This window comes from Pseudomonas sp. P867, assembly GCF_019891455.1.
In the GTDB taxonomy this organism is placed as follows: domain Bacteria; phylum Pseudomonadota; class Gammaproteobacteria; order Pseudomonadales; family Pseudomonadaceae; genus Aquipseudomonas; species Aquipseudomonas synxantha_A.
Genome location: NZ_JAFLXB010000006.1, coordinates 68,248 through 89,631 on the forward strand (window position 1 = coordinate 68,248; position 21,384 = coordinate 89,631).

At 62.4% G+C, this 21,384-nt stretch carries 25 protein-coding genes; 13 read left to right on the top strand and 12 right to left on the bottom strand.

The window, feature by feature from the left end; all coding sequences use genetic code 11:
• Positions 1-143: 143 nt before the first annotated feature.
• Positions 144-1,028, top strand: a complete 885-nt coding sequence (locus J1G33_RS12985; protein WP_032879234.1) for a sugar nucleotide-binding protein — start codon at positions 144-146, stop codon at positions 1,026-1,028.
• A 140-nt stretch (positions 1,029-1,168) separates the two neighbouring features.
• On the opposite strand, the gene J1G33_RS12990 is transcribed toward J1G33_RS12985, so the two are convergent.
• From J1G33_RS12990 to J1G33_RS13010, 5 genes are all read right to left on the bottom strand, one after another.
• Positions 1,169-1,867, bottom strand: a complete 699-nt coding sequence (locus J1G33_RS12990) for an OmpW family outer membrane protein (RefSeq protein WP_005791869.1) — start codon at positions 1,865-1,867, stop codon at positions 1,169-1,171.
• Between the two features lie 94 nt (positions 1,868-1,961).
• Entirely contained in the window at positions 1,962-2,483 is a 522-nt protein-coding gene (locus J1G33_RS12995; protein ID WP_223018191.1) for a DUF3299 domain-containing protein, read from the bottom strand.
• 11 nt (positions 2,484-2,494) lie between these two features.
• Complete coding sequence (locus tag J1G33_RS13000; RefSeq protein ID WP_148853985.1) at positions 2,495-3,760, bottom strand: ABC transporter permease; 1,266 nt, start codon at positions 3,758-3,760, stop codon at positions 2,495-2,497.
• Between the two features lies 1 nt (position 3,761).
• Positions 3,762-4,472 (bottom strand): ABC transporter ATP-binding protein, encoded by a 711-nt coding sequence (locus J1G33_RS13005; protein WP_032879239.1) that lies wholly within the window; start codon positions 4,470-4,472, stop codon positions 3,762-3,764.
• A 148-nt stretch (positions 4,473-4,620) separates the two neighbouring features.
• Positions 4,621-5,220 carry a DUF2796 domain-containing protein gene (locus J1G33_RS13010; protein WP_103735399.1) on the bottom strand — a complete coding sequence of 200 codons (600 nt, stop codon included), beginning with the start codon at positions 5,218-5,220 and terminating at the stop codon, positions 4,621-4,623.
• Positions 5,221-5,348: 128 nt separating this feature from the next.
• Between J1G33_RS13010 and J1G33_RS13015 the strand changes: the two genes are divergently transcribed.
• Positions 5,349-5,690 carry a hypothetical protein gene (locus J1G33_RS13015; RefSeq protein WP_032879241.1) on the top strand — a complete coding sequence of 114 codons (342 nt, stop codon included), beginning with the start codon at positions 5,349-5,351 and terminating at the stop codon, positions 5,688-5,690.
• On the opposite strand, the gene trxA is transcribed toward J1G33_RS13015, so the two are convergent.
• Genes trxA through J1G33_RS13030 form a run of 3 tightly spaced genes read right to left on the bottom strand, consistent with a single transcriptional unit; the run spans position 5,687 to position 7,707 of the window.
• On the bottom strand, positions 5,687-6,559 hold the full coding sequence (trxA, locus tag J1G33_RS13020; RefSeq protein WP_032879242.1) for a thioredoxin: 873 nt from the start codon (positions 6,557-6,559) through the stop codon (positions 5,687-5,689). The two genes, J1G33_RS13015 and trxA, sit on opposite strands and share 4 nt — an antisense overlap.
• Before the next feature lie 33 nt (positions 6,560-6,592).
• Positions 6,593-7,255: a 50S ribosomal protein L11 methyltransferase gene (locus J1G33_RS13025; RefSeq protein WP_032879244.1), complete on the bottom strand. Its 663-nt coding sequence runs from the start codon at positions 7,253-7,255 to the stop codon at positions 6,593-6,595.
• The gene (locus tag J1G33_RS13030) at positions 7,252-7,707 is read right to left on the bottom strand and encodes a YbaY family lipoprotein (protein ID WP_005791855.1); all 456 of its coding nucleotides are present in this window, start codon (positions 7,705-7,707) and stop codon (positions 7,252-7,254) included. The genes J1G33_RS13025 and J1G33_RS13030 overlap by 4 nt, the downstream gene beginning before the upstream one ends.
• A 140-nt stretch (positions 7,708-7,847) precedes the next feature.
• Here J1G33_RS13030 and nrdR point away from each other — a divergent pair, with 140 nt between their 5' ends.
• The 11 genes from nrdR (at position 7,848) to J1G33_RS13085 (ending at position 16,025) form a co-directional block, all read left to right on the top strand.
• Complete coding sequence (nrdR, locus tag J1G33_RS13035) at positions 7,848-8,312, top strand: transcriptional regulator NrdR (RefSeq protein ID WP_019818855.1); 465 nt, start codon at positions 7,848-7,850, stop codon at positions 8,310-8,312.
• The gene (ribD, locus tag J1G33_RS13040) at positions 8,309-9,436 is read left to right on the top strand and encodes a bifunctional diaminohydroxyphosphoribosylaminopyrimidine deaminase/5-amino-6-(5-phosphoribosylamino)uracil reductase RibD (RefSeq protein ID WP_078822445.1); all 1,128 of its coding nucleotides are present in this window, start codon (positions 8,309-8,311) and stop codon (positions 9,434-9,436) included. Before nrdR ends, ribD begins: the two co-directional genes overlap by 4 nt.
• Before the next feature lie 48 nt (positions 9,437-9,484).
• Entirely contained in the window at positions 9,485-10,147 is a 663-nt protein-coding gene (locus J1G33_RS13045) for a riboflavin synthase (RefSeq protein WP_005791849.1), read from the top strand.
• Between the two features lie 15 nt (positions 10,148-10,162).
• The gene (gene ribBA / locus J1G33_RS13050; RefSeq protein ID WP_003194579.1) at positions 10,163-11,254 is read left to right on the top strand and encodes a bifunctional 3,4-dihydroxy-2-butanone-4-phosphate synthase/GTP cyclohydrolase II; all 1,092 of its coding nucleotides are present in this window, start codon (positions 10,163-10,165) and stop codon (positions 11,252-11,254) included.
• An 88-nt stretch (positions 11,255-11,342) separates the two neighbouring features.
• The gene (gene ribE / locus J1G33_RS13055) at positions 11,343-11,819 is read left to right on the top strand and encodes a 6,7-dimethyl-8-ribityllumazine synthase (protein ID WP_078822443.1); all 477 of its coding nucleotides are present in this window, start codon (positions 11,343-11,345) and stop codon (positions 11,817-11,819) included.
• Entirely contained in the window at positions 11,816-12,316 is a 501-nt protein-coding gene (gene nusB, locus J1G33_RS13060) for a transcription antitermination factor NusB (protein ID WP_032879249.1), read from the top strand. Before ribE ends, nusB begins: the two co-directional genes overlap by 4 nt.
• An 18-nt stretch (positions 12,317-12,334) precedes the next feature.
• Positions 12,335-13,300 carry a thiamine-phosphate kinase gene (gene thiL, locus J1G33_RS13065; RefSeq protein WP_078822442.1) on the top strand — a complete coding sequence of 322 codons (966 nt, stop codon included), beginning with the start codon at positions 12,335-12,337 and terminating at the stop codon, positions 13,298-13,300.
• Between the two features lie 54 nt (positions 13,301-13,354).
• Positions 13,355-14,089: a transporter substrate-binding domain-containing protein gene (locus J1G33_RS13070; protein WP_032879252.1), complete on the top strand. Its 735-nt coding sequence runs from the start codon at positions 13,355-13,357 to the stop codon at positions 14,087-14,089.
• A gap of 120 nt (positions 14,090-14,209) precedes the next feature.
• Complete coding sequence (ribA, locus tag J1G33_RS13075) at positions 14,210-14,827, top strand: GTP cyclohydrolase II (protein ID WP_005791841.1); 618 nt, start codon at positions 14,210-14,212, stop codon at positions 14,825-14,827.
• On the top strand, positions 14,824-15,243 hold the full coding sequence (locus J1G33_RS13080; RefSeq protein WP_032879254.1) for a nuclear FMR1 interacting 1 family protein: 420 nt from the start codon (positions 14,824-14,826) through the stop codon (positions 15,241-15,243). Before ribA ends, J1G33_RS13080 begins: the two co-directional genes overlap by 4 nt.
• Positions 15,240-16,025 carry a cobalamin-binding protein gene (locus tag J1G33_RS13085; protein ID WP_223018192.1) on the top strand — a complete coding sequence of 262 codons (786 nt, stop codon included), beginning with the start codon at positions 15,240-15,242 and terminating at the stop codon, positions 16,023-16,025. The genes J1G33_RS13080 and J1G33_RS13085 overlap by 4 nt, the downstream gene beginning before the upstream one ends.
• A 90-nt stretch (positions 16,026-16,115) precedes the next feature.
• Here the strand turns inward: J1G33_RS13085 and J1G33_RS13090 are convergent, their stop codons facing one another.
• From J1G33_RS13090 to J1G33_RS13105, 4 genes are all read right to left on the bottom strand, one after another.
• Positions 16,116-17,990: a TonB-dependent receptor gene (locus J1G33_RS13090; RefSeq protein WP_223018193.1), complete on the bottom strand. Its 1,875-nt coding sequence runs from the start codon at positions 17,988-17,990 to the stop codon at positions 16,116-16,118.
• Positions 17,991-18,162: 172 nt separating this feature from the next.
• A complete protein-coding gene (gene dxs, locus J1G33_RS13095) occupies positions 18,163-20,061 on the bottom strand; it encodes a 1-deoxy-D-xylulose-5-phosphate synthase (protein ID WP_005791833.1) in 1,899 nt (632 codons plus the stop codon).
• A 110-nt stretch (positions 20,062-20,171) separates the two neighbouring features.
• Positions 20,172-21,059, bottom strand: a complete 888-nt coding sequence (ispA, locus tag J1G33_RS13100; RefSeq protein ID WP_223018194.1) for a (2E,6E)-farnesyl diphosphate synthase — start codon at positions 21,057-21,059, stop codon at positions 20,172-20,174.
• A complete protein-coding gene (locus J1G33_RS13105; protein ID WP_005791829.1) occupies positions 21,056-21,298 on the bottom strand; it encodes an exodeoxyribonuclease VII small subunit in 243 nt (80 codons plus the stop codon). Before J1G33_RS13105 ends, ispA begins: the two co-directional genes overlap by 4 nt.
• Positions 21,299-21,384: the final 86 nt, after the last annotated feature.

A 21,384-nucleotide genomic window follows, 5' to 3' on the forward strand; every position in this document is an offset into this window, starting at 1 on the left:
AACAAGTTGCAAACACGTACTTTATCCGTGACGGTTGCGCTACAAACCCGCAAAATGCAACGATTCTGGCAACTACCTACGGCAAGGCGCACACGCCTGTCGATAATAACCATCGTTCCAAACAGACCGGGCCTGCTCAATCTATGCGAATGCGCCTTATGTTACTGGGCGGCGGGAATGCCCTCGGGCAGGCGCTGATTCGCCTCGGTGCAGAGGAAGACATCGGTTTCCTCGCCCCCAAACCGCCCCAAGACGGCTGGGATGCCGCGAGCCTTACCCAATTGCTCGACGACACCCGTCCCGATGCATTGATCAACCTCGCCTACTATTTCGACTGGTTCCAGGCCGAAACCGTGAGCGAAACCCGCTTGGCCGCTCAGGAGTTCGCCATCGAACGCCTGGCTGAATTGTGCCAGCACCACAGCATCACGCTGCTGCAACCGTCCAGCTACCGGGTGTTCGATGGCTCGCGCGCCACCGCCTACAGCGAAAAAGACGAGCCGGTGCCCCTGGGCCTGCGCGGCCAGGCGTTGTGGCGTATCGAACAGAGCGTGCGCGCCACTTGCCCACAACATGTGCTGCTGCGATTTGGCTGGTTGCTCGATGACAGTGTCGACGGCACGCTCGGGCGGTTCCTGGCCCGGGCCGAAAAACCTGATGAGCTGTTGATGGCCGACGACCGTCGTGGCAACCCGACGCCGGTGGACGATGCCGCACGGGTGATTATCTCGGTGCTCAAGCAGCTTGATTGCGCGGCGCCGCTGTGGGGCACCTATCATTACGCCGGGCATGAGGCGACTACGCCGTTGGCCCTGGGCCAGGCGATCCTGACCGAGGCGCGCAACTTCCACGCGCTGGCCATTGAATCCCCCACTGCCCAGGCCCACGCGGCTCGGCCGGATGCGGCGGATGAACCGCAGCACGCGGTGCTGGCCTGCAAGAAGATCCTGCATACCTTTGGCATCAAGCCAAGGGCATGGCGGGCGGGGCTTCCGGCGTTGCTGGACCGGTTCTACCGCCACAGCTGACACGCTACAAAACCAAATGTGGGAGGGGCGGTGCGACGATTCGACTTGCTCCCGATAGCGATGGGTCAGTCCATGAATCTGTTGACTGACACTCTGCTATCGGGAGCAAGCCCCCTCCCACATGGGTTATGCAGTGTTGCTTAGAACTTGTAGCCAATACCCACCATGTAAACCATCGGATCAACGTCCACATTGACCTTGGCCCGAGTGCCCTGGCCCAGCGCATTGTTATCCACAGTCGCCTTGGTGCTGATGTCGATGTAGCGCGCCTGGGCGTTGATCATCCAGTTGTCGTTGATCATGTAGTCGGCGCCGATCTGTGCGGCCCAGCCCCAGGAGTTTTCGGCCTTGAAGTTGCTGAAGCCGGCTTGTTGAGCGCGACCGCCGACGTGTTCGTCGTAGATCCAGGTGTAGTTGATACCGGCGCCCACGTACGGCTGGAATGCCGACTTGTTGTCCAGCGGGTAGTACACGACGCTCAGAGTCGGCGGCAGGTGCTTGAGCGAACCGAGCTTGCCGTTGGCGGCGCCCAGTGCGGTGTTCTTGAGTTTCACGTCATGCTCGAATGGCGTGGCGGCCAGCAATTCGATACCGACGTGGTCGGTGATCATGTAGGCGAAGTTCAAGCCCAGTTGGGTGTCGCTGCTCATAGTCGCCTTGCCGCCCAGGTTGGTGCCGGCCAGCGGGCCCTGGTCAACCTTGACTTTGCCGCTGTCGGCCTCCGGGTTGACGGTGATTGCACCGGCACGCACCAGGATATCGCCCGCCTGGTGAGCGTGTGCGACCGGGGCGACGAGGGCGAGCGCGAAGAGGGACGCGCCGAGCAGAGACTTGTTCATGGGAGCTCCAAAGGACGTTTAAAAGTTGTACGTCCAATGGTAAAGATCGTTCCGTTCGGTCTTTTGACTCAGCTCAATGAAAGGGTGATCAGCGCTACTCCTGCAGCTCGTACATGTAAATCTTCTGGGCATCCATCTGGTAACCGGCGTCGGCCAGTTCACTCGTCGACGGCTTGACCTGCATCGCGCCTTCGATCCAGTACGGCTGGTACAGCTCATCGAGCTTCACGCCGACTTCGCTTTTGACATGCACGATCTGGTTCGACGGCGGTGGCGGCACATGGATGCACGCGCCGAAATACGGCACCAGCAGAAACTCGGTAGTGCGGCCTTCTTCACTGACTTCCAGTGGCACGATATACCCCGGCAGGCGGATGTGCTGGCCGTCGAGGCTCCGCACCACCGGCGCGTTGGGCAGATCCTGCTTGGCCGCCGGCGCCGCCTCGACGGACAAGGCATCGGCCATGTTCGACAGGTCGTGCAGCGGCTTCATATTAGGCACTTCCGGTGGCGCATCCGGCGGGATCATTTCCTGCCAGGACAGGTCCTTGGGCTGTTCATCCGCCCACACGGGCACGGCCGTCAGCAGCAACAGGGCAAACAGGGCACGACGCATCGAAGCCTTCCTCATACACGGATGGACAGGCCATCGGCCAAAGATTGTCGATAGGCGCGCCACGCGGGCACGCTGCCCATCAACAGCGCTGCCGCGAGGATACCCGCCAGCAGGGTCCATTCATATTCGCTCGGCCAGGACATCGGCAGGTCCAGCCCGTAGTTGGCCTGCAAGTAACCACGGGAGGCGGCGATGCAGACATACAGCAGGCCCACGCCTGCTACCACACCGGACAAGGCCAGGGCGAAGGCTTCGAAGATCAGCAGGCTCGCGATATGCCATGGGCGCGCGCCCACCGAACGCAGAATCGCCATCTCGCGGCGGCGCTCGTTGAGGCTGGTGAGGATCGCCGTGAGCATGCCGATCAAGCCGGTCAGCACCACGAACAGCGAGATCACGAACAAGGCTTTCTCGGCGGTGCTCATCATGCTCCACAGCTCTTGCAGGGCCACGCCCGGCAGGATCGCCAGCATCGGCTCGCCACGGAACTCATTGATCTGCCTTTGCAACGCGAAGGTGGAAATCTTGTTGTTCAGGCCGAGCATGAACGCGGTGATGGCTTGCGGCGTCAGGTCCATATTGCGCGCCTGGTCGGCGCTGATGCGGCCTTTGCCCTGGGCCGGCACACCGTTGTGCCAGTCGACATGGATCGCCTCCATGCCACCCAGGCTGATGTGCAACGTGCGATCTACCGGCGTACCGGTACGCTTGAGGATGCCGACCACAGTGAAGGGTTTGTCGTCGTGCTTGACCAGGCTGACCACCGCTACACCGTGGGCCAGCACCAGCTTGTCGCCGAGTTTGTAATGCAGGGCGTCGGCGACTTCGGCGCCGAGCACCACTTCAAACGGGTCGGTAGCGAAGGCGCGGCCGCTGGCCAGTTCGAGGTTTTGCTTGCGCCCGTACTGGTAATGCTCGAAGTAGGATTCGTTGGTGCCCATCACGCGGTAACCGCGATGGGAGTCGCCGAGGGAAATCGGAATGGCCCATTTCACCTGGGGGCTGGCGGCGAAATGCTCAAAGCTGTCCCAGCGGATGTTGTTGGTGGCGTTGCCGATGCGAAACACCGAATACAGCAGCAGGTTGACCGAGCCCGAACGTGCCCCGACGATCAGGTCGGTACCGCTGATGGTGCTGGCAAAACTGTTGCGCGCCTCGACACGCACGCGCTCCACCGCCAGCAACAAGCACACGGAAAGCGCGATGGCGAAGGCAGTGAGGATCGCAGTAAAGCGGCGGTTAGCCAGGCTGGCCATGGCTAGACGAAACAGATACATCTCAAACCTCTGCGGGCGTGGCGGCGCGATTGAGTTCGGCCAGTGACAGGTTGCGGTCGAACAGTGACGCCAGGCTCTGGTCATGGCTGACAAACAACAGGCTGGCGCCAGCTTCACGGCATTCAGCGAACAGCAACTGGATGAACGCTTCGCGGGCGTCATAGTCCAGGGCTGAGGTGGGCTCGTCGGCGATCACCAGTTCCGGTTGGCCGATCAACGCACGGGCGGCAGCCACCCGTTGTTGCTGGCCGATGGACAGCGAGTCGGCGCGGCGCTCCAGCAAGTCCTTGTCCTTCAAGCCCAGGTGCGCGAGCAAGGTCGCAGCCGCCTGGTCGACACTGCCGTGGCGCTGTTTGGCCCGTTGTGCGCGCAACCTGGAAAAATGGCAAGGCAACTCGACGTTTTCGCGCACCGATAGAAACGGCAGCAGGTTGAACTGCTGGAAGATGTAGCCGGTGTGGTCCACACGGAAACGATCACGGGCGCCGGCCGAGAGTTCGGTCAACTCCTGCCCAAGCAGGCGGATGCTGCCCTGGCAGGGTTTCTGCACGCCCCCCAACAGCCCCAGCAGCGTGGTCTTGCCACTGCCGCTCGGGCCCTTGAGGAACAGGGTTTCCCCGGGTTCCAGGCGGAACGCGGGGATGTCCAGCAACTGCGGGTGACCGGGCCAGTTGAAGCCCAGGTCGGACAGTTCGATTAACGCTTGAGTCATGGGAAGTCAGTGTCGCCTGGTAGTCGAAAATGGCGCCGATCCACTGTGGGAGCTGGCTTGCCTGCGATGGCATCGCTACGGTGTGCCTGCTGCACCGCGTCGCCAGTATCGCAGGCAAGCCAGCTCCCACATGGACTGTGCTTTCAAGTCAGAACTTCAGGGTGGCGGCGGTGGCCGTCGCGTCAACACCTTGCTGACCGCTCGGGCCGATCAGTTGTACCTGAATTTTCTTGGTGGCGGGGAAGGTCTTGAACACTTGGCTCAAGTCCAGGTTGCCCAAGGCCGTCGGCGTGGCGCAGGTGAATTGGTAGTGGGCGTGGATTTCGCTGTGGTCGTGATGGTGCTCGTGAGCGGCGGCGCCTTTGCCGTCGGTGGCGTGGTCATCGTCGTCATGGTCGGCTTCTGGTTTGTCACCGAACAGCGGGCTATTGAGCTCCTGGCTGCTGACCACACACCCTGCGGCCTTGGGCAGGTTGAACAGGGCCAACGGGTTCTCCAGTTGTTTACGTACACCGGCGACCTTGGCTTTATCGGCGGCGCTGGTCGCTACATGCTCGAAACCCACCAGGTTCATGGCCGGGCTGTCCAGTTCAAGCTCAAGGGCCTTGTCATCCAGCACGGCATTGAGACGGCCGACCCCATGTTCATGGGCGCCGAGGCTGCCGTGCTCGTGGTCATGCTCTTCGTGAGCGTGGGCAACAGCCAGTGGCAGCAGGGCGAACGGCAAAGCAAGCAGCAAACGGCGCATGGGAGGGCTCCAGGATGAAAGTTTTGTTATGTGATCTTATAACAATAGAGCCGAGAGTTTGACCGCCTGCTTGGTGTTGCGCAAGCTGCATGGGAGCATGACGGTCAGAAAAATGCAGGAGTACAGCGATGTTGCGAATTCGTGGAACCATCGGCGACCTGCCGGTGGACTTGACCCTGGAACTGGACGACGGCGATTGGGCGCGCTTGGGCGCACAGCTTCAGGCCGCCCCAACGCCCAGTGCGCCAACCGCGGCGCCGGTCAAACAAAACGACGACCTATGGCAGAGCGCCCAGGAGGTGCTGCGCAAGGCAGGGCAGCTCAACGGTCTGGAATTACTCGATCAACTGGAAGGGTTGGCAGGCGATGCGGGCGCGGGCAAGCGCCTGTTGGTGCGCCTGCGCCATAGCGCCAAAGTCAAGGTGAGCAGCGGCGGGGATACGCCGCTGTACCGTTGGATCGGTGATTAGTACAACGCGGCAAACAATTTGCGGCGGTACACCGTGACCAGCGGGTGCTCATTGCCCAGCAATTCGAACACCTGCAGCAACGTCTTGTGCGGCAAGCCTTCGCTGTAGCTGCGGTTGCGGGTAAACAACTTGAGCAAACCTTCCAGTGCCGCATCGTACTGCTGGCGCGCCAGCTGCTGGATCGCCAACTGATAGGCCGCCTCGTCGTCCTGCGGGTTCTGTGCCAGACGGCTCTTCAGATCGGCGGTGTCCGGCAAGTCTGCGGCCTGGCGCAGGAAGGTGATCTGCGCCTTGGCCCCGGCCAGGGCGGCCTTGTGCTCGTCGCTTTTGACTGCGTCAAGCACGGCCTGGGCTTCGCCCAATTCGCCGCGTTCGGCCAGGCAGCGTGCGTACAGGATCAACGCGGGGGCGTTAGTGTTGTCTTCGCCCAACAGCGCCACCAGCAGCCCTTCAGCTTCACTGATGCGTCCTTCGCTGAACAGCGCCTGGGCCTGTTCCAGCGGATCCGCCGCAGCCGGTGGTGGCATCTGCACATGTGGCTCCAGCATCGCCCGTACTGCCGACTCCGGCTGCGCACCGGCAAAGCCGTCCACCGGCTGGCCATCCTTGAACAACACCACCGTCGGCAGGCTTTGAATGCCGAAACGCGCGACGATGTCCTGTTCGGCCTCGCAATCGACCTTGGCCAACAGCAACTCGCCGCGATAGCTCTCGGCAATCTGCGCCAGCATCGGCATCAGCGCCTTGCATGGCGCACACCATTCGGCCCAGAAGTCCACCAGCACAGGTTTTTCAAAAGAATTCTGAATCACCGCCTGGTCGAAGTTGGCGGTGGTGACGTCGAAGATGTACGGCGTGGGCTCACTCATGGGGCGTCTCGAATAAAGCGGGAATGGGGGCAACTATAAGGGCTGGCGCCGCGAATGGTACAGACTCACCTTGCGAAACTCCCAAGGCTCGGCCAGGTCCGGCAGGGTCAACGCGTCCAGAACCTCCAGCCGTTGATAACGCGGGTGTTGGAAGTCCCGCACCCGCGAATCGGCCACCAGCGCTTCGCGGCCACGGGTGAGGAATTGATCCAGCAGCGGCAGGTTGGCGCGGTCGTAAAGCACGTCGGCCACCAGGATCAAGTCAAAACGGTCGGCTTCGGCGAAGAAGTCGGCGCAATAGCCCAGCTCCACCGCATTGAGTTCGGCGTTGGCGCGGCAAGACGCCAGGGCCAGCGGGTCCAGGTCACAAGCCACTACTTCCAGGGCCCCCGCCTTTACGGCGGCGATCCCGGCTACGCCCGAACCGGCGCCGAAATCCAGCACGCGTTTGCCGGCGACCCACTCGGGATGCGCCGCCAGGTAGCGCGCCAACGCCAGGCCGCTGGCCCAGCAAAAGCTCCAGTAGGGCGGCTCATGCAGGATGCGCCGGGTTTCTTCCTGGCTGAAGGCGCGGTCCATATTGTCGGCATCGAGCAGCCATAGCGATAATTCGGTGCCCGGTAGCGGGCAGGGCACCAATTGCGCGTCGCCGATCAACTCGCTCAAGGCGCGCTGCAGGTGCAGCGGTGGCGTCATGGCGCCTTGACGAGTTGCAGGGGGCCGGTGCTCTGGGTGATCGCTTGGGTGACGCGCACGGCGGGCAAGTGCAGGATCAACTGGCCGGACTGGCTGGCGCGGCCACGCAATTCAACGCGTGCACCGGCCGGGAAGGCTTCAGGGTTGAAGCGCAGGCGGAAGGCCAGGGGCTTGCCATTGCCGCTCAGCACGCTGCTGGCGAGCAGTTGCTGCGGGCGCGAACGGTCGTCGATCACCAGCAGAGCCATCTCGACTTCGGCGCCGGCGGGCACATTGGTCAGGCTGCCGCTGATTTCCCGTTGATAGGCGGGCAGGGGGCCGAGGTCTTCAATACCCGGGACTTTTTTCTCTTGTGCCGGTGTCGGTTGAGGCGCGGCCGGTTTGGGGGCTTCGCTGCTGCAGGCGACCAGAAAACTGAACAGCGTGAGTAGAACGAGTGGTCGTAACTGCATGTACGGCTCCAGAAAGGACAAAATCCGTGGCTTAAAAAATATCAAACATATAAGCCTGCCTATATACCGTAAAGGCTATGGCTTGTCTTGCGACGGGGATGCGCTACCATGGCCCTCCCATTTTTTGTTGCCTGCCAACCATGCACTGTCCCTTCTGCGGTGCCAACGACACCAAGGTCATTGACTCGCGTCTGGTCGCCGAGGGCGATCAAGTGCGTCGCCGGCGCGAATGCCTGGCCTGTGGTGAACGTTTCACCACCTTCGAAACCGCCGAACTGGTATTGCCCCGTCTGATCAAGTCCGACGGCAGCCGCCAGCCTTTCGACGAAGAAAAACTGCGCGCCGGTATGCAGCGCGCCCTGGAAAAACGCCCGGTGAGTGTCGAGCGCCTGGAAGCGGCGCTGGTGCATATCAAGCACAAGCTGCGGGCGACCGGCGAGCGCGAGGTCAAGAGCCTGGTGGTTGGAGAGCTGGTGATGGGCGAGCTGCAAAAGCTCGACGAAGTCGCCTATATCCGTTTCGCCTCGGTGTATCGACGCTTCCAGGACCTCAATGAGTTCCGCGAAGAAATCGACCGCCTGGCCCGTGAGCCTTCCAAACAATGACGTCTGAACAGGCAGTCCTCGACGCCCATTACATGGCGCGTGCCCTCGAATTGGCGCGCAAGGGCCTGTACACCACCCACCCCAACCCACGGGTGGGCTGCGTGATCGTGCGTGACGGGCAGATTGTCGGCGAAGGCTGGCATGAGCGCACCGGCGAGCCCCATGCCGAGCCGAATGCCCTGCGCGCCGCCGGTGAAAAGGCCCGTGGCGCGACGGTGTACGTGACGCTGGAGCCGTGCAGCCACCATGGCCGTACGCCGCCGTGCGCCGATGCACTGGTGAGCGCCGGTGTGGCGCGGGTGGTGGCAGGTATGCAGGACCCGAACCCGGAAGTGGCCGGGCGTGGCATGCAGCGTCTGGCCCAGGCGGGTATCGAGGTGCGCAGTGGTGTCCTGGAAGCTGAGGCGCGGGCGCTTAACCCGGGGTTCCTCAAGCGCATGGAGCACGGTTTGCCGTTCGTGCGGGTCAAGCTGGCCATGAGCCTGGACGGCCGCACGGCGATGGCCAGCGGCGAAAGCCAATGGATCACCGGCCCCGCTGCCCGCGCCGCCGTCCAACGTCTGCGTGCCGAGGCGAGTGTGGTGTTGACCGGTGCCGATACGGTGCTGGCCGACGGCGCCCGCTTGACTGTGCGCGCCGCTGAGTTGGGCCTGGATGAACAAACCACCGCCCTGGCCATGTCGCGCCCGCCGCTGCGCGTGTTGATCGACGGCCGCTTGCGCGTGCCGCTCAATGCACCCTTCTTCAAGGCAGGCCCGGCACTGGTCATCACCTGCGTAACCCCGGAGAACCAGTTCCCCCGTGGCCCAGAGTGCCTGGTGGTACCAGGCGTGGAGGGCCAGGTCGACCTGCGCTCGGCGCTGGTGGCATTGGCCGCCCGTGGCGTCAACGACGTGCTGGTGGAAGCGGGCCCGAGCCTGGCGGGCGCGTTTGCCCAGCAAGGCCTGGTGGATGAGTACGTCATATTCATCGCCGGCAAGTTCCTCGGCTCCGCTGCCCGGCCGTTGCTGGACTGGCCGCTTGAGAAGCTGGTCGACGCGCCCCAACTCAAGATCACTGACATGCGCGCTGTAGGCGACGACTGGCGAGTCACTGCCATTCCCGTCCCGACAGCGAGCGTATAATTCCCGGCCTGCGCTTAAGCGTCAGCCCCTCGTTTTCAGGAGAGCGAAATGTTCACCGGCATTATCGAATCCATCGGCAGCATCCGTGCAATGACCCCCAAAGGCGGCGACGTGCGCCTGCTGGTTGAAACCGGCAAGCTGGACCTCGGCGACGTCAAGCTGGGTGACAGTATCGCCGTCAGCGGCGTGTGCCTGACCGTTATTGAGCTGCCGGGCAACGGCTTTGCCGCCGACGTCAGCCGGGAAACCCTGGACTGCACCGCGATGAACGACCTCAAGGCCGGCAGCCCGGTCAACCTGGAAAAAGCCCTGACGCCGACCACGCGCCTGGGCGGTCACCTGGTCAGCGGCCATGTCGACGGTGTCGGCGAAGTGGTGGCCCGCAGTGAAAACGCACGCGCCGTGGAATTCCGCATCCGTGCGCCCAAAGAGCTGGCCAAGTACATTGCCCACAAGGGTTCGATCACCGTTGATGGCACCAGCCTGACCGTGAACGCCGTCAATGGCGCCGAATTTGAACTGACCATCATTCCCCACACCCTCAGCGAAACCATCATGGCCTCCTACCAGCCTGGGCGCCGGGTGAACCTGGAAGTGGACTTGCTTGCCCGTTACCTGGAGCGCCTGTTGCTGGGCGAAAAGGCCGCAGAGCCTGCATCAGGCAACATCACCGAAAGTTTTCTGGCCGCTAACGGCTACCTGAAATCCTGACCAAGGGGGTGCCGCGTGGCGCTCAATAGCATCGAAGAACTGGTTGAAGACATCCGCCAAGGCAAGATGGTCATCCTTATGGATGACGAAGATCGCGAGAACGAAGGCGACATCATCATGGCTGCCGAGGCGTGCAAGCCTGAGCACATCAACTTCATGGCCAAGCACGCCCGTGGTCTGATCTGCATGCCCATGAGCCGCGAACGCTGCGAGTTGCTCAAGCTGCCGTTGATGGCGCCGCGCAATGGGTCGGGTTTTGGCACCAAGTTCACGGTATCGATTGAAGCCACCACTGGCGTCACCACCGGTATCTCCGCCGCTGACCGCGCGCGTACCGTGCAAGCCGCCGCCGCCAAAGATGCCAAGGCCGAAGACATCGTCAGCCCCGGTCACATTTTCCCGCTGATGGCTCAACCGGGTGGCACCCTGGCTCGCGCCGGTCACACCGAAGCCGCCTGCGATCTGGCGCGCATGGCCGGTTTCGAGCCGAGTGGGGTGATCTGCGAAGTGATGAACGACGACGGCACCATGGCCCGTCGCACCGAACTGGAAGCCTTTGCCGCCGAACACAACCTCAAGATCGGCACCATTGCCGACCTGATCCACTACCGCATGATCCACGAACGTACCGTTCAGCGGATTGCCGAGCAGCCGCTGGACAGCGAACTGGGCCAATTCAATTTGGTGACCTACCGTGATTCAGTGGAAGGCGACGTGCATATGGCCCTGACCCTGGGCAACATTTGCGCCGAAGAGCCGACCCTGGTGCGGGTGCACAACATGGACCCTCTGCGCGACCTGTTGATGGTCAAGCAACCCGGCCGCTGGAGCCTGCGCGCCGCCATGGCCGCGGTTTCCGAGGCTGGCAGCGGTGTGGTGCTGTTGCTCGGTCACCCGCTGGACGGCGACGTATTGCTGGCGCACATCCGCGAAACCGCCGACGCCGTGCCGGTGAAAAAACCGACCACCTACAGCATCGTCGGTGCCGGTTCGCAGATCCTGCGCGACCTGGGCGTGCGCAAAATGCGCCTGATGAGCGCACCGATGAAATTTAATGCGATATCCGGATTCGACCTGGAAGTTGTAGAATACGTGCCCTCCGAATAAAGGCCGGCGATTTTTGCCCCTTGTTCGCGGTTAAATCATCACTGAGGGACGCACTTTTCGCGTCCCGGCTCTTTAAGAGATTTGTCGAATGACCCTGAAGACCATCGAAGGTACCTTCATCGCCCCCAAAGGCCGCTATGCCCTGGTGGTTGGCCGCTTCAACAGCTTCGTGGTTGAAAGCCTGGTAAGCGGTGCGGTTGACGCCCTGGTTCGCCACGGTGTGAGCGAGAGCGATATCACCCTTATCCGCGCCCCTGGCGCCTTCGAAATTCCACTGGTTGCGCAAAAAGTTGCTCAGCAGGGTGAATACGCGGCGATCATCGCCCTGGGCGCGGTCATTCGTGGCGGCACCCCGCACTTCGAATACGTAGCCGGCGAATGCACCAAGGGCCTGTCCCAGGTGTCCATGGAGTTCGGCGTGCCAGTCGCTTTCGGCGTGCTGACCGTTGATTCCATCGAGCAAGCCATCGAGCGTTCCGGCACCAAAGCCGGTAACAAGGGCGCTGAAGCTGCCTTGTCCGCGCTGGAAATGGTCAGCCTGCTGTCGCAGTTGGAGGCCAAGTGATTTCCGACGAAAGCGATCGTTTCAACCCGCGTGACGAGCGTCCAGCCGATGCCGGCAAGCCTTCGAAAAGCGAAAAGCGCCGTGCGGCCCGTCAGCTCGCCACCCAGGCGCTGTACCAGCGTCATATGGCTGGCACTTCGCTGAACGAGATCGAAGCGCAATTTCGCGTCGATAACGACTTCACCTTTGCTGACCAGAGCTACTTCCACGACATCCTGCACGGTGTTCCGGCCAACATGACCGAGATCGATGCTGCGCTGACGCCATGCCTGGACCTGACCCTCGAAGAGCTGGACCCGGTTGAGCTGGCGGTACTGCGCCTGTCCACCTGGGAGCTGCTCAAGCGCGTTGACGTACCGTACCGCGTGGTGATCAACGAAGGCATCGAACTGGCGAAGGTCTACGGTTCGACCGACGGTCACAAGTTCGTCAACGGCGTGCTCGACAAGCTGGCCCCGCGCCTGCGTGAAGCCGAAGTAAAGGAACACAAGCGCTAGTCTGCGCTTGAGTCCCGCATGGGCGAGTTCGAGCTGATCCGCAAGTACTTCGCCGCCGCGCCTTGTGCGCAAGGCGGCGATGGCATTGCCCTGGGGATCGGCGACGACTGTGCCTTGCTGGCGCTGCCCGCCGGAGAGCAACTGGCGGTCTCTACCGATACGCTGGTGGCCGGCGTGCATTTTGCCGACCCCTGTGACCCGTACCTGCTCGGCCAGCGCTCGCTGGCCGTGGCGGTGAGCGACCTGGCCGCCATGGGCGCCGACCCCCTCGCGTTTACCCTTGCCCTGACCACGCCGACCGTGGATGCCGATTGGCTGCAACGCTATGCCCAAGGCCTGAACGCCATGGCGCAACGTTGCGGCGTGGGCTTGGTGGGCGGCGATACCACCCGAGGGCCACTGAGCCTGACCCTGACCGTATTTGGCCGCGTACCGGCCGGGCAGGCGTTGACGCGCAGTGGTGCGCAGCCGGGTGACCTGCTGTGTGTGGGCGGCGAACTGGGCGATGCCGCTGGTGCTTTGCCATTGGTCTTGGGCCAACGCACGGCGGATGCGGCAGTTGCCGAGCCGCTGCTGGCACATTACTGGTCGCCGCAACCGCAGTTGGCCCTGGGGCTGACGTTGCGGGGCAAGGCGAGCGCGGCCATGGATATCTCCGACGGGCTGCTGGCCGATTGTGGGCATATCGCCAAGGCTTCGGCGGTCAGCCTGGTGATCGAACGTCACAGGTTGCCGTTATCTACCGCCTTGCTGACATTTGTCGGCGAGGATCAGGCCCGCGTCGCGGCGTTGAGCGGGGGCGATGACTACGTGCTGGCATTTACCTTGCCGATATCCGCGTTGGCACCTTTGCGAGCGGGCGGCTGGCCGATTCACGTGATCGGTCGGGTCGAAGCGGGGCAGGGCGTGACCCTGCTCGATGCCCATGGTCAGGACATTACACCGGCCGTGCGCGGCTATCAGCATTTTCGCGAGACGCCGTAGCCAGCGTCCTGCGCTACCCTTTATCTGATGATTACCACGTAGGAAGCCGTCACTATGGTCGTGCGCTGCTGGCTGCTGATCGCTCTGTGTGCCTTTACCTCTGTACTTCAGGCGGATGAGGCGTCGGTGCCCGGCAAGGTCATGCTGGCCGGCGAAGAGTGGAACGACTACACCAATAAAGATGGCAGCGGCCTGGCCTGGGACGTGGTGCGCCAGATCTTCGAGCCGGTAGGCATCACCCTGCAGACCCGCAGCGAGCCCTACACCCGCTCGGTCGGCCTGGCCCAGCGTGGCGAGGTGGATGGATGCGTCGGCACCTATCGCAATGAAGTCAGCGGGGTGTTGTACCCCCGCTGGAACTTCGACGCCGACCACGTATACGCCCTTGGGCTCGCCACTGCGCCTACGCCGACACAGGCGACGCTGGGCGACTACCGCCTGGCCTGGGTGCGTGGCTACAAGTACGAGCAATACCTGCCCAATGTGCGCCGCTTCAACCAGATCGAACGGCGCGACGGTATCCTGCCAATGCTGCAATACGGTCGCGCCGATTTCTATATCGATGCCCTCACTGAAGCCAAGTATGTACTCAGCCAGGCGCAAGACCCGGCGCTGTTCAAACTTACGCATATCGCCGAGTTGCCGCTCTACATAGCCTTTGCCGATACCGAGCGCGGCAGGGCGTTGATGGCGGTGTATGACCAGCGTTTGGCCGCCCTGGTCAAGACCGGCGAGCTCAAAGCGACTTTTGCGCGCTGGAAACAGCCGTATCCGTTCCCGGGCCCATAGAACTGACGCGAAGGCCAATCGAACCTATTGATCTTTATCAGCGATAATTCAGCTTAAGCGTCTGTAGGAACCTGCTGTTACAATGGCCGCCTCTGTGAAATCTGAAATCAGGAGCACACGGTGCCCGTCGTTTTCGTCGCCGCTTCCAAGCTGCCTACCCCTTTTGCCACGTTCACCATGAACGGCTTTCTCGAAGAAGCCACCGGGCGCGAGCACGTTGTGCTCAGCCTCGGCGACATCACGGATGGCGCGCCGGTGCTGGGGCGCGTGCATTCCGAGTGCCTGACCGGCGATGCGCTGTTCAGCCAGCGCTGTGACTGCGGCTCGCAACTGGAAGCCGCTTTGCAAGCCATCGCCCGTGAAGGCCGTGGCGTGCTGCTGTACTTGCGTCAGGAAGGCCGTGGCATTGGCTTGTTGAACAAGATCCGCGCCTACGAACTGCAAGATGGCGGCGCCGACACCGTGGAAGCCAACGAGCGCCTGGGCTTTGCCGCCGACCAGCGCGACTACGCGATCTGCCTGCCGATGCTTGAGCACCTGGGGGTCAAATCCCTGCGCCTGATGACCAACAACCCGCGCAAGGTCAAAGCCTTGACCGAGATGGGCATCACCGTGGCCGAGCGCGTGCCGCTGCACACCGGGCACAATCCGCACAACAAGCTCTACCTGGCGACCAAAGCCAGCAAGCTCGACCATATGATGGGCAACGAGCACCAGGGCGAGGTCGACCGCGCGTGACTCGCGGCCAGGTGAAACGGCGGTTATCCTTCAACTGGTGGCAGTACCTGGCTTTGGCATTGCTGCCCCTGTTTGTGATCAATCTGCTGTTTGGTCGCGCTGAACCCCTGCTGCCCGTGCTGGCCATGCCGTTCTTCATTGCCGGCGTGGCCTCGATGTTTCTCAGCCTGCGTTATTTTCACGGCTATAAACATGCGCTGATCGCCACTTCCAAAGCCCTCGATACCCCTGAAGAACCTGCTGCTTGGATCACCCTGGCGGCGCGTCGGCGCACGGCTTTGCTGGTAGCCGCGCTACCGGCCTGGATCGGTGCGCTGGCGGTGTTCGTGGGGCTGGAAGCGGTGCCACTGTTCCTGCTGGCAATGTCGACCATGGTGCTGTTTTACCTCTACCGCATTCCGCGTCAACTGGGATGAGCCGCTACTGGCTGGCACTGCTGCTCGTATTGAGTGTTCAGGCGATGGCAGCCGAACGAGTGGTCAGCCTGGCGCCGTCGCTGTCTGAAATCGTCGTTGAGCTGGGCGCAGCCGACCTGTTGGTGGGTGTGCTTGATGGTGGTGAGCGGCCAACAGCACTGGCAACGGTTGCGTCGGTCGGGCATTACGGCCAACTGGATATGGAGCGTCTGCTCAGCCTGAAGCCCGACCTGGTCCTGCTGTGGCCCGGCAGCGTCGGCCCGGCCCAGCGTGAGCAGCTTCAGCGGTTGAATATCCCGGTGTATATCGCCGAGCCCCATAGCCTTGAGCAACTGACTACTCAGGTCCAGGCCATTGCCGAGCAATTGGGCCGAGCTGAGGCAGGGCGCCAGCTCGCTGCACAACTACGCCAGCGCTTGGCCGAGTTGCGCCAGCGCTATCAGCGGGCCGAGCCGTTGCGGGTGTTTTACCAAGTGTGGAACCAACCGCTGTACACCGTGGGTGGTGGGCAGATCATCAGCGATGCGCTCAGTGTGTGCGGGGCGCGTAATGTGTTTGATGATCTGAAGTTGCCGGCGCCGCAGGTCAATATCGAGTCGGTGCTGGCGCGTGATCCCGAGGTGATCCTGGTGGGTGATCAAGCTCAGAGACAAGGGTGGAAGGCATGGCCGATGATGTCTTCGCGGGTGCGATTAGTGCCGGACAAGGGCCTGGAGCGGCCCAGCGGGCAGATGTTGGAGGCGGTGGGGCGGTTGTGTCAGGTTTTATCGCCTAACCTGTGAAACCGCTATCGCAGGCAAGCCAGCTCCCACAGGGGAATGCATTTCAATTGTGGGAGCTGGCTTGCCTGTGATGACGTCGGTGCAGGTCCCTCAGAACTCAGGCGTCCATGTCAGCCCAACCATCCACACCCGACCTTCTTCACGATAATTCTGAGCCTCGCCGAGGTAGCTGTACTTCGCCCGGGCATAGGACCTGTCCAGCACGTTATCCACCTTCAGCGACAACGACACCTCTCGGTTCAACGCCCAACTGCTGCGTAGCCCCAACAAGGCATACCCGCCCAAACGGTTGCGGTTGGCTTCATCATCGTAGCTGCTGCTGATCGCCTGCCAGCTCGCGCCAACGCCCAGCTTGTCGAACTGCCGATCCAGATCCAGGTTCAATGTACGCCGAGCGCGACGTGCCAGGGTGTGGCCGCTGTCACGGTCACGCGGGTCGATAAGCGACAGGCCCAGGTTGCCCTGCCAGCCAAACACTTCCTGCTTGAGCGCCGCTTCAAAGCCGTTGATCCGCGCCGATGCCACGTTTTGCGGCTTGCCGGCGTCAAGGATGATCGCGTCGCTCAGGTCGGTACGATACAGCGAGGCTTCCACCCGTGTGCTGTCGGTCAGTTGGCTGCGCCATTGCAGCTCGTAGCTCTTTGATGTCTCGGGCTGCAGATTGGGGTTGCTGTACTGCGTGTCGGGGTAATAGAGGTCGTTGAAGGTCGGCGCGCGGAAGCCTTCGCTGTAGCTCAAGAGTAGGTCGTTGTCAGGGTTGACCGGTACGGTCAGGGTGCCGCTCCAGCTATTTTGACCGCCGAACTGCTGGTTCTGGTCGCGACGCAGCCCAAGCTCGGTGGAAAACCACTCGCTGTGGAAGCGGTGCTGCACAAAGGCGGCGCGGTTCCAGCGGCTGTTTTCGGTAAAGGTGGTGGAGCCGTGGAAGCGGTCTTCATACCAGTCGCCACCGACGATCAGGTTGTTCTGCTCATTCAGCGTCAGGTCGTTCTGCCAGTTGACCGAGTCGCGGTAGGTATTGAACACGCTGAAATCATCACTGAGCGTATCGCGCTTGGTGTCACGGTTTTCGCTGTGGCCCAACTCCAGGCGCGACTGCCAGGTCTCATTGAGCTTGGCATCGACATAACCGCTGGCGCTGCTGACGGTGTAATCGGTGTAGGGTTTCTGGCCGACGCTCTGCCCGGTGGCGCCGTTGTAGCGGCCATAACTGTTGTCGTACTCCGACTTGCCACGGTTATCCAGCAGATTGAAACCTACCTCCAGCTCATCGCTGAACGAATGGCGGAGGTTCAGGCTGATGGACTGGTTTCGGTAGGCATCATGGTCGCCGTCACTGGGGAACGACGCGTGGCTCGCGTTGATACCTGCGGTTTCATCCAGGCTTGCGCCCAGGTTGAAGCGCGTATGTTCATCGCCGCCCGACAAGCCCAGGCTACGTTCCCACGTCTGGTTACTGCCAAACCCGAGCTTCAAGCGCGGCTGCAAGCCTTGCTCGACATTGCGCCGGGTAAACACCTGGATCACTCCGCCAATCGCGTCGCTGCCGTAAATGACCGAGCGGGAACCGCGCAGCACTTCTACACGCTCAATCTGATCGACGTTCAGATATTGCAGGCCACTATCACCGGTGGTGGTGTTGGCAATGCGCTGGCCGTCCACCAGTACCAGGCTTTGTGCGGCCTTTGTGCCTCGAATGAAGATCCCCGGCAAACTGCCACGCCCACCGGTCGGCGCAACCTGCACACCGGGCACGCGGCTGAGCAGGTCGGTGACGCTGGTGGGTTGCAGGCGGTCGATGTCGGCGCGGGTGAAGACGGTGTTGGCGGCGCTGCTGTCATTACGCGCCTGCACTTGGCGGTTGGCGCTGATGACCACATCGGAGAGCTTCAAGGCCTGGTCGCGGGTGTCGGCGAGCAGATCGGCGGCGGGTAAAAGCAGCAGGGCGAGGCACAGGCGTTTCATGGGCTGTCCATAGCGATTTTGAAGGTGATACAAGTTAAATGTGGGAGGGGCGGTGCGACGATTCGACTTGCTCCCGATTACAGTGTGTCAGTCAGAACATCTGGTACTGATACACCGCGATCGGGAGCAAGTCGAATCGTCCCACCGCCCCTCCCACATTTAGTCCCGGTTTCTACAGGGCCAGAAGCGCCAAACGCTCGCGCACCGAAGCCTCGATGCCGGCCTCGTCCAAGCCACACTCAGCCAGCATCTGCGCCGGCTTGGCGTGCTCGACGTACACATCCGGCAAGCCCAGGTGCAGCACCGATTTGAGGATGTTCTCCCGCGCCAGGAACTCGCTGACTGCCGCGCCGGCGCCGCCCATGATGGCGTTCTCTTCGACGGTCACCAACAACTCATGGCTGGCGGCGATTTCGCGTACCAGCGCCTCATCCAACGGTTTGACGAAACGCATGTCCACCACTGTGGCATCAAGCTTTTCAGCCACTTTCAGCGCTTCGGCCAGTTGTACGCCAAACACCAGGAATGCAGTTTTGCTGCCTTGGCGACGCACGACGCCTTTGCCGATTTCAATCGGCTCCAGGTCTTTCTCGATCACGGCATTCGGGCCATTGCCCCGGGGATACCGCACAGCGGCCGGGCCGTTGTACAGGTGGCCGGTGCTGAGCATCTTGCGCAGTTCGTTTTCGTCGCTGGGCGTCATCACCAGTATGCCGGGGATGCAGCGCAGGTAGGACAGGTCGAAGCTGCCAGCATGGGTCGGGCCGTCTTCGCCCACCAGGCCGGCGCGGTCGATGGCGAACAGCACGTCGAGGTTCTGCACCGCCACATCGTGAACCAACTGGTCATAACCGCGTTGCAGGAAGGTGGAGTAGATCGCCACCACCGGCTTGGCGCCTTCGCAGGCCATGCCGGCGGCGAAGGTGACAGCGTGCTGCTCGGCAATCGCCACGTCGAAGTAACGCAACGGGAAACGCTCGCTGAACGCCACCAGGTCGGAGCCTTCCTTCATCGCCGGAGTAATGCCCACCAGGCGTGGGTCGGCGGCGGCCATGTCGCACAGCCATTCGCCAAACACACCGGAATACTTCGGCCCGCTGGCCTTTTTCGGCGCAGCGGCGGGCGCGTCCAGGGGTTCGAGCTTGGTGATCGCGTGGTAACCAATCGGGTCGACTTCAGCCGGGGCGAAGCCTTTGCCCTTCTTGGTGACGATATGCAGGAACTGCGGGCCCTTGAGGTCGCGCATGTTGCGCAAGGTGGCGATCAGGGTCGGCAGATCGTGGCCATCGATAGGGCCGATGTAGTTCCAGCCCAGCTCTTCGAACAGGGTGCCGGGCACCAGCATGCCCTTGGCATATTCTTCGGTGCGACGGGCGATTTCCCACGCTCCAGGCAGACGTGACAGTACTTTCTTGCTGCCTTCGCGCATGCTGGCGTAGGTGCGGCTGGAGAGGATTTTCGCCAGGTAATTGGACAGGCCACCGACATTGCGCGAGATCGACATGTCGTTGTCGTTGAGGATCACCAACATGTTGGCATCCACTTCTGGCGCATGGTTGAGCGCTTCGAAGGCCATGCCGGCAGTCAGCGCGCCATCCCCGATCACGGCAATCGCCTTGCGATCGCTGTTTTGCAGACGGGCGGCAATCGCCATGCCCAACGCTGCACTGATGGACGTGCTGGAGTGGCCGACGCCAAAGGTGTCGTACTCGCTCTCGGAACGGCGCGGGAAGGCGGCCAGGCCGTCCTTCTGACGCAGGCTGCCCATGCGCTCGCGACGGCCGGTGAGGATTTTATGCGGATATGCCTGATGGCCCACGTCCCACACCAGCCGGTCGTCCGGGGTGTCGAACACGTAATGCAGGGCGATGGTCAGCTCGATCACGCCCAGCCCGGCGCCGAAATGCCCACCGGTCTGGCCGACCGTGTAGAGCAATTCCAGGCGCAACTCATCGGCCAGGGTTTCCAGCTCGGCTTCACCCAGTCGACGCAGGCCGTCCGGCGTGGCAGCGCGGTCGAGCAGGGGCGTGGACGGGCGTTTGCGGGGAATCTCTTGAAACGTCGTGGGCATCAGGCGAATCGTTATAGGTATAGAAGAGGCGGCAGTTTACCTCAAGCGGTGCAAACTGCCCACGCAGGGCGCCGAACTTGGCCGATATGCGGCGCAAATGGCCGGGGCTGTCAGTGGCGGCGCTCGACGATATACCGCGCCAGGTCACGCAGCGGCTCGGCCGCCGCGTCGAAAGGTCGCAGGGCATCCAGGGCCTGGTCACGCAGCTCAATGGCGTATGCCTTGGCGGCTTCCAGCCCCAGCAGAGCCGGATACGTCGGCTTGTCCCGTGCAATATCGGCGCCTTGGCGTTTGCCGAGGGTGGCGGTATCGCTTTCCACGTCGAGAATATCGTCCTGCACCTGGAAGGCCAGGCCGATCGCGCGGGAATAAGTCTGCAGGGCCGCCAGTTGCTCGGCGTCGGCGCGGCCGCTGGCCAGGGCGCCCAGGTGCACGGCGGCTTCGATCAACGCGCCGGTCTTGTGGCGATGCATGTATTCAAGGGCTTCTTGATCCAGCTTGAGGCTGACCGAACCCATGTCGATGGCTTGGCCGCCGACCATTCCGGCCGGGCCAGCAGCGTGGGCCAGAGCAGTAACCATGCGCAGGCGGATCTCGGCGTTGACGCTGCTTAGCGCCGGGTCCAGCAACGCGCTGAACGCCAGGCTCTGCAAGCCATCCCCGGCCAGGATCGCGTAAGCCTCATCGAAGGCTTTGTGGGTCGTGGGCTGGCCGCGACGCAGATCGTCGTCATCCATCGCCGGCAGGTCGTCGTGTACCAGGGAGTAAGCGTGGATCAACTCCACCGCACACGCTGCGCCATTGGCCTCGACCGCCGGCGCGCCCAGGGCTTCGCAGGCCGCATAGGCCAGCAACGGGCGCACCCGCTTGCCGCCATTCATCACGCTGTAGCGCATGGCTTCATAGAGGCGCGTCAATTCCGGGCTTGGCGCAGCAAACAAGGGCTCCAGCGCCGCATTCACCCGGGCTTGGCTACTGGCCTGATACGCGCTGATCATTCCGGCTGTTCCGCATCGAAAGGCTCTTGCGCCAACTCCCCGTCGCGCTCCAGCAGCACCTGGACCTTCTGCTCCGCCTGCGCCAACGCGCTCTGACAGTCGCGGGTCAGGCCAATGCCTTGCTCAAATGCCGTCAACGAGTCTTCCAGCGACAACTCGCCGTTCTCCAGACGCTCGACCAGGGTTTGCAGGTCGGCGAGGGATTGTTCGAAATCCAGTGCAACTTTTTTGCGGGCCATGGCGGCAATTCCGGTAGACGGTAAACCGGCGCGACACTAGCAGACATGGGGGATTGGGGCAAATGAGTGGGGCTGTTACTGCTGGG

Coding starts and splice junctions, on each gene's coding strand:
- J1G33_RS12985 (WP_032879234.1), top strand. CDS start 144: ATGCGAATGCGCCTTATGTTACTGGGCGGCGGGAATGCCCTCGGGCAG.
- J1G33_RS12990 (WP_005791869.1), bottom strand. CDS start 1,867: ATGAACAAGTCTCTGCTCGGCGCGTCCCTCTTCGCGCTCGCCCTCGTC.
- J1G33_RS12995 (WP_223018191.1), bottom strand. CDS start 2,483: ATGCGTCGTGCCCTGTTTGCCCTGTTGCTGCTGACGGCCGTGCCCGTG.
- J1G33_RS13000 (WP_148853985.1), bottom strand. CDS start 3,760: ATGTATCTGTTTCGTCTAGCCATGGCCAGCCTGGCTAACCGCCGCTTT.
- J1G33_RS13005 (WP_032879239.1), bottom strand. CDS start 4,472: ATGACTCAAGCGTTAATCGAACTGTCCGACCTGGGCTTCAACTGGCCC.
- J1G33_RS13010 (WP_103735399.1), bottom strand. CDS start 5,220: ATGCGCCGTTTGCTGCTTGCTTTGCCGTTCGCCCTGCTGCCACTGGCT.
- J1G33_RS13015 (WP_032879241.1), top strand. CDS start 5,349: ATGTTGCGAATTCGTGGAACCATCGGCGACCTGCCGGTGGACTTGACC.
- trxA (WP_032879242.1), bottom strand. CDS start 6,559: ATGAGTGAGCCCACGCCGTACATCTTCGACGTCACCACCGCCAACTTC.
- J1G33_RS13025 (WP_032879244.1), bottom strand. CDS start 7,255: ATGACGCCACCGCTGCACCTGCAGCGCGCCTTGAGCGAGTTGATCGGC.
- J1G33_RS13030 (WP_005791855.1), bottom strand. CDS start 7,707: ATGCAGTTACGACCACTCGTTCTACTCACGCTGTTCAGTTTTCTGGTC.
- nrdR (WP_019818855.1), top strand. CDS start 7,848: ATGCACTGTCCCTTCTGCGGTGCCAACGACACCAAGGTCATTGACTCG.
- ribD (WP_078822445.1), top strand. CDS start 8,309: ATGACGTCTGAACAGGCAGTCCTCGACGCCCATTACATGGCGCGTGCC.
- J1G33_RS13045 (WP_005791849.1), top strand. CDS start 9,485: ATGTTCACCGGCATTATCGAATCCATCGGCAGCATCCGTGCAATGACC.
- ribE (WP_078822443.1), top strand. CDS start 11,343: ATGACCCTGAAGACCATCGAAGGTACCTTCATCGCCCCCAAAGGCCGC.
- thiL (WP_078822442.1), top strand. CDS start 12,335: ATGGGCGAGTTCGAGCTGATCCGCAAGTACTTCGCCGCCGCGCCTTGT.
- J1G33_RS13070 (WP_032879252.1), top strand. CDS start 13,355: ATGGTCGTGCGCTGCTGGCTGCTGATCGCTCTGTGTGCCTTTACCTCT.
- J1G33_RS13085 (WP_223018192.1), top strand. CDS start 15,240: ATGAGCCGCTACTGGCTGGCACTGCTGCTCGTATTGAGTGTTCAGGCG.
- J1G33_RS13090 (WP_223018193.1), bottom strand. CDS start 17,990: ATGAAACGCCTGTGCCTCGCCCTGCTGCTTTTACCCGCCGCCGATCTG.
- dxs (WP_005791833.1), bottom strand. CDS start 20,061: ATGCCCACGACGTTTCAAGAGATTCCCCGCAAACGCCCGTCCACGCCC.
- ispA (WP_223018194.1), bottom strand. CDS start 21,059: ATGATCAGCGCGTATCAGGCCAGTAGCCAAGCCCGGGTGAATGCGGCG.
- J1G33_RS13105 (WP_005791829.1), bottom strand. CDS start 21,298: ATGGCCCGCAAAAAAGTTGCACTGGATTTCGAACAATCCCTCGCCGAC.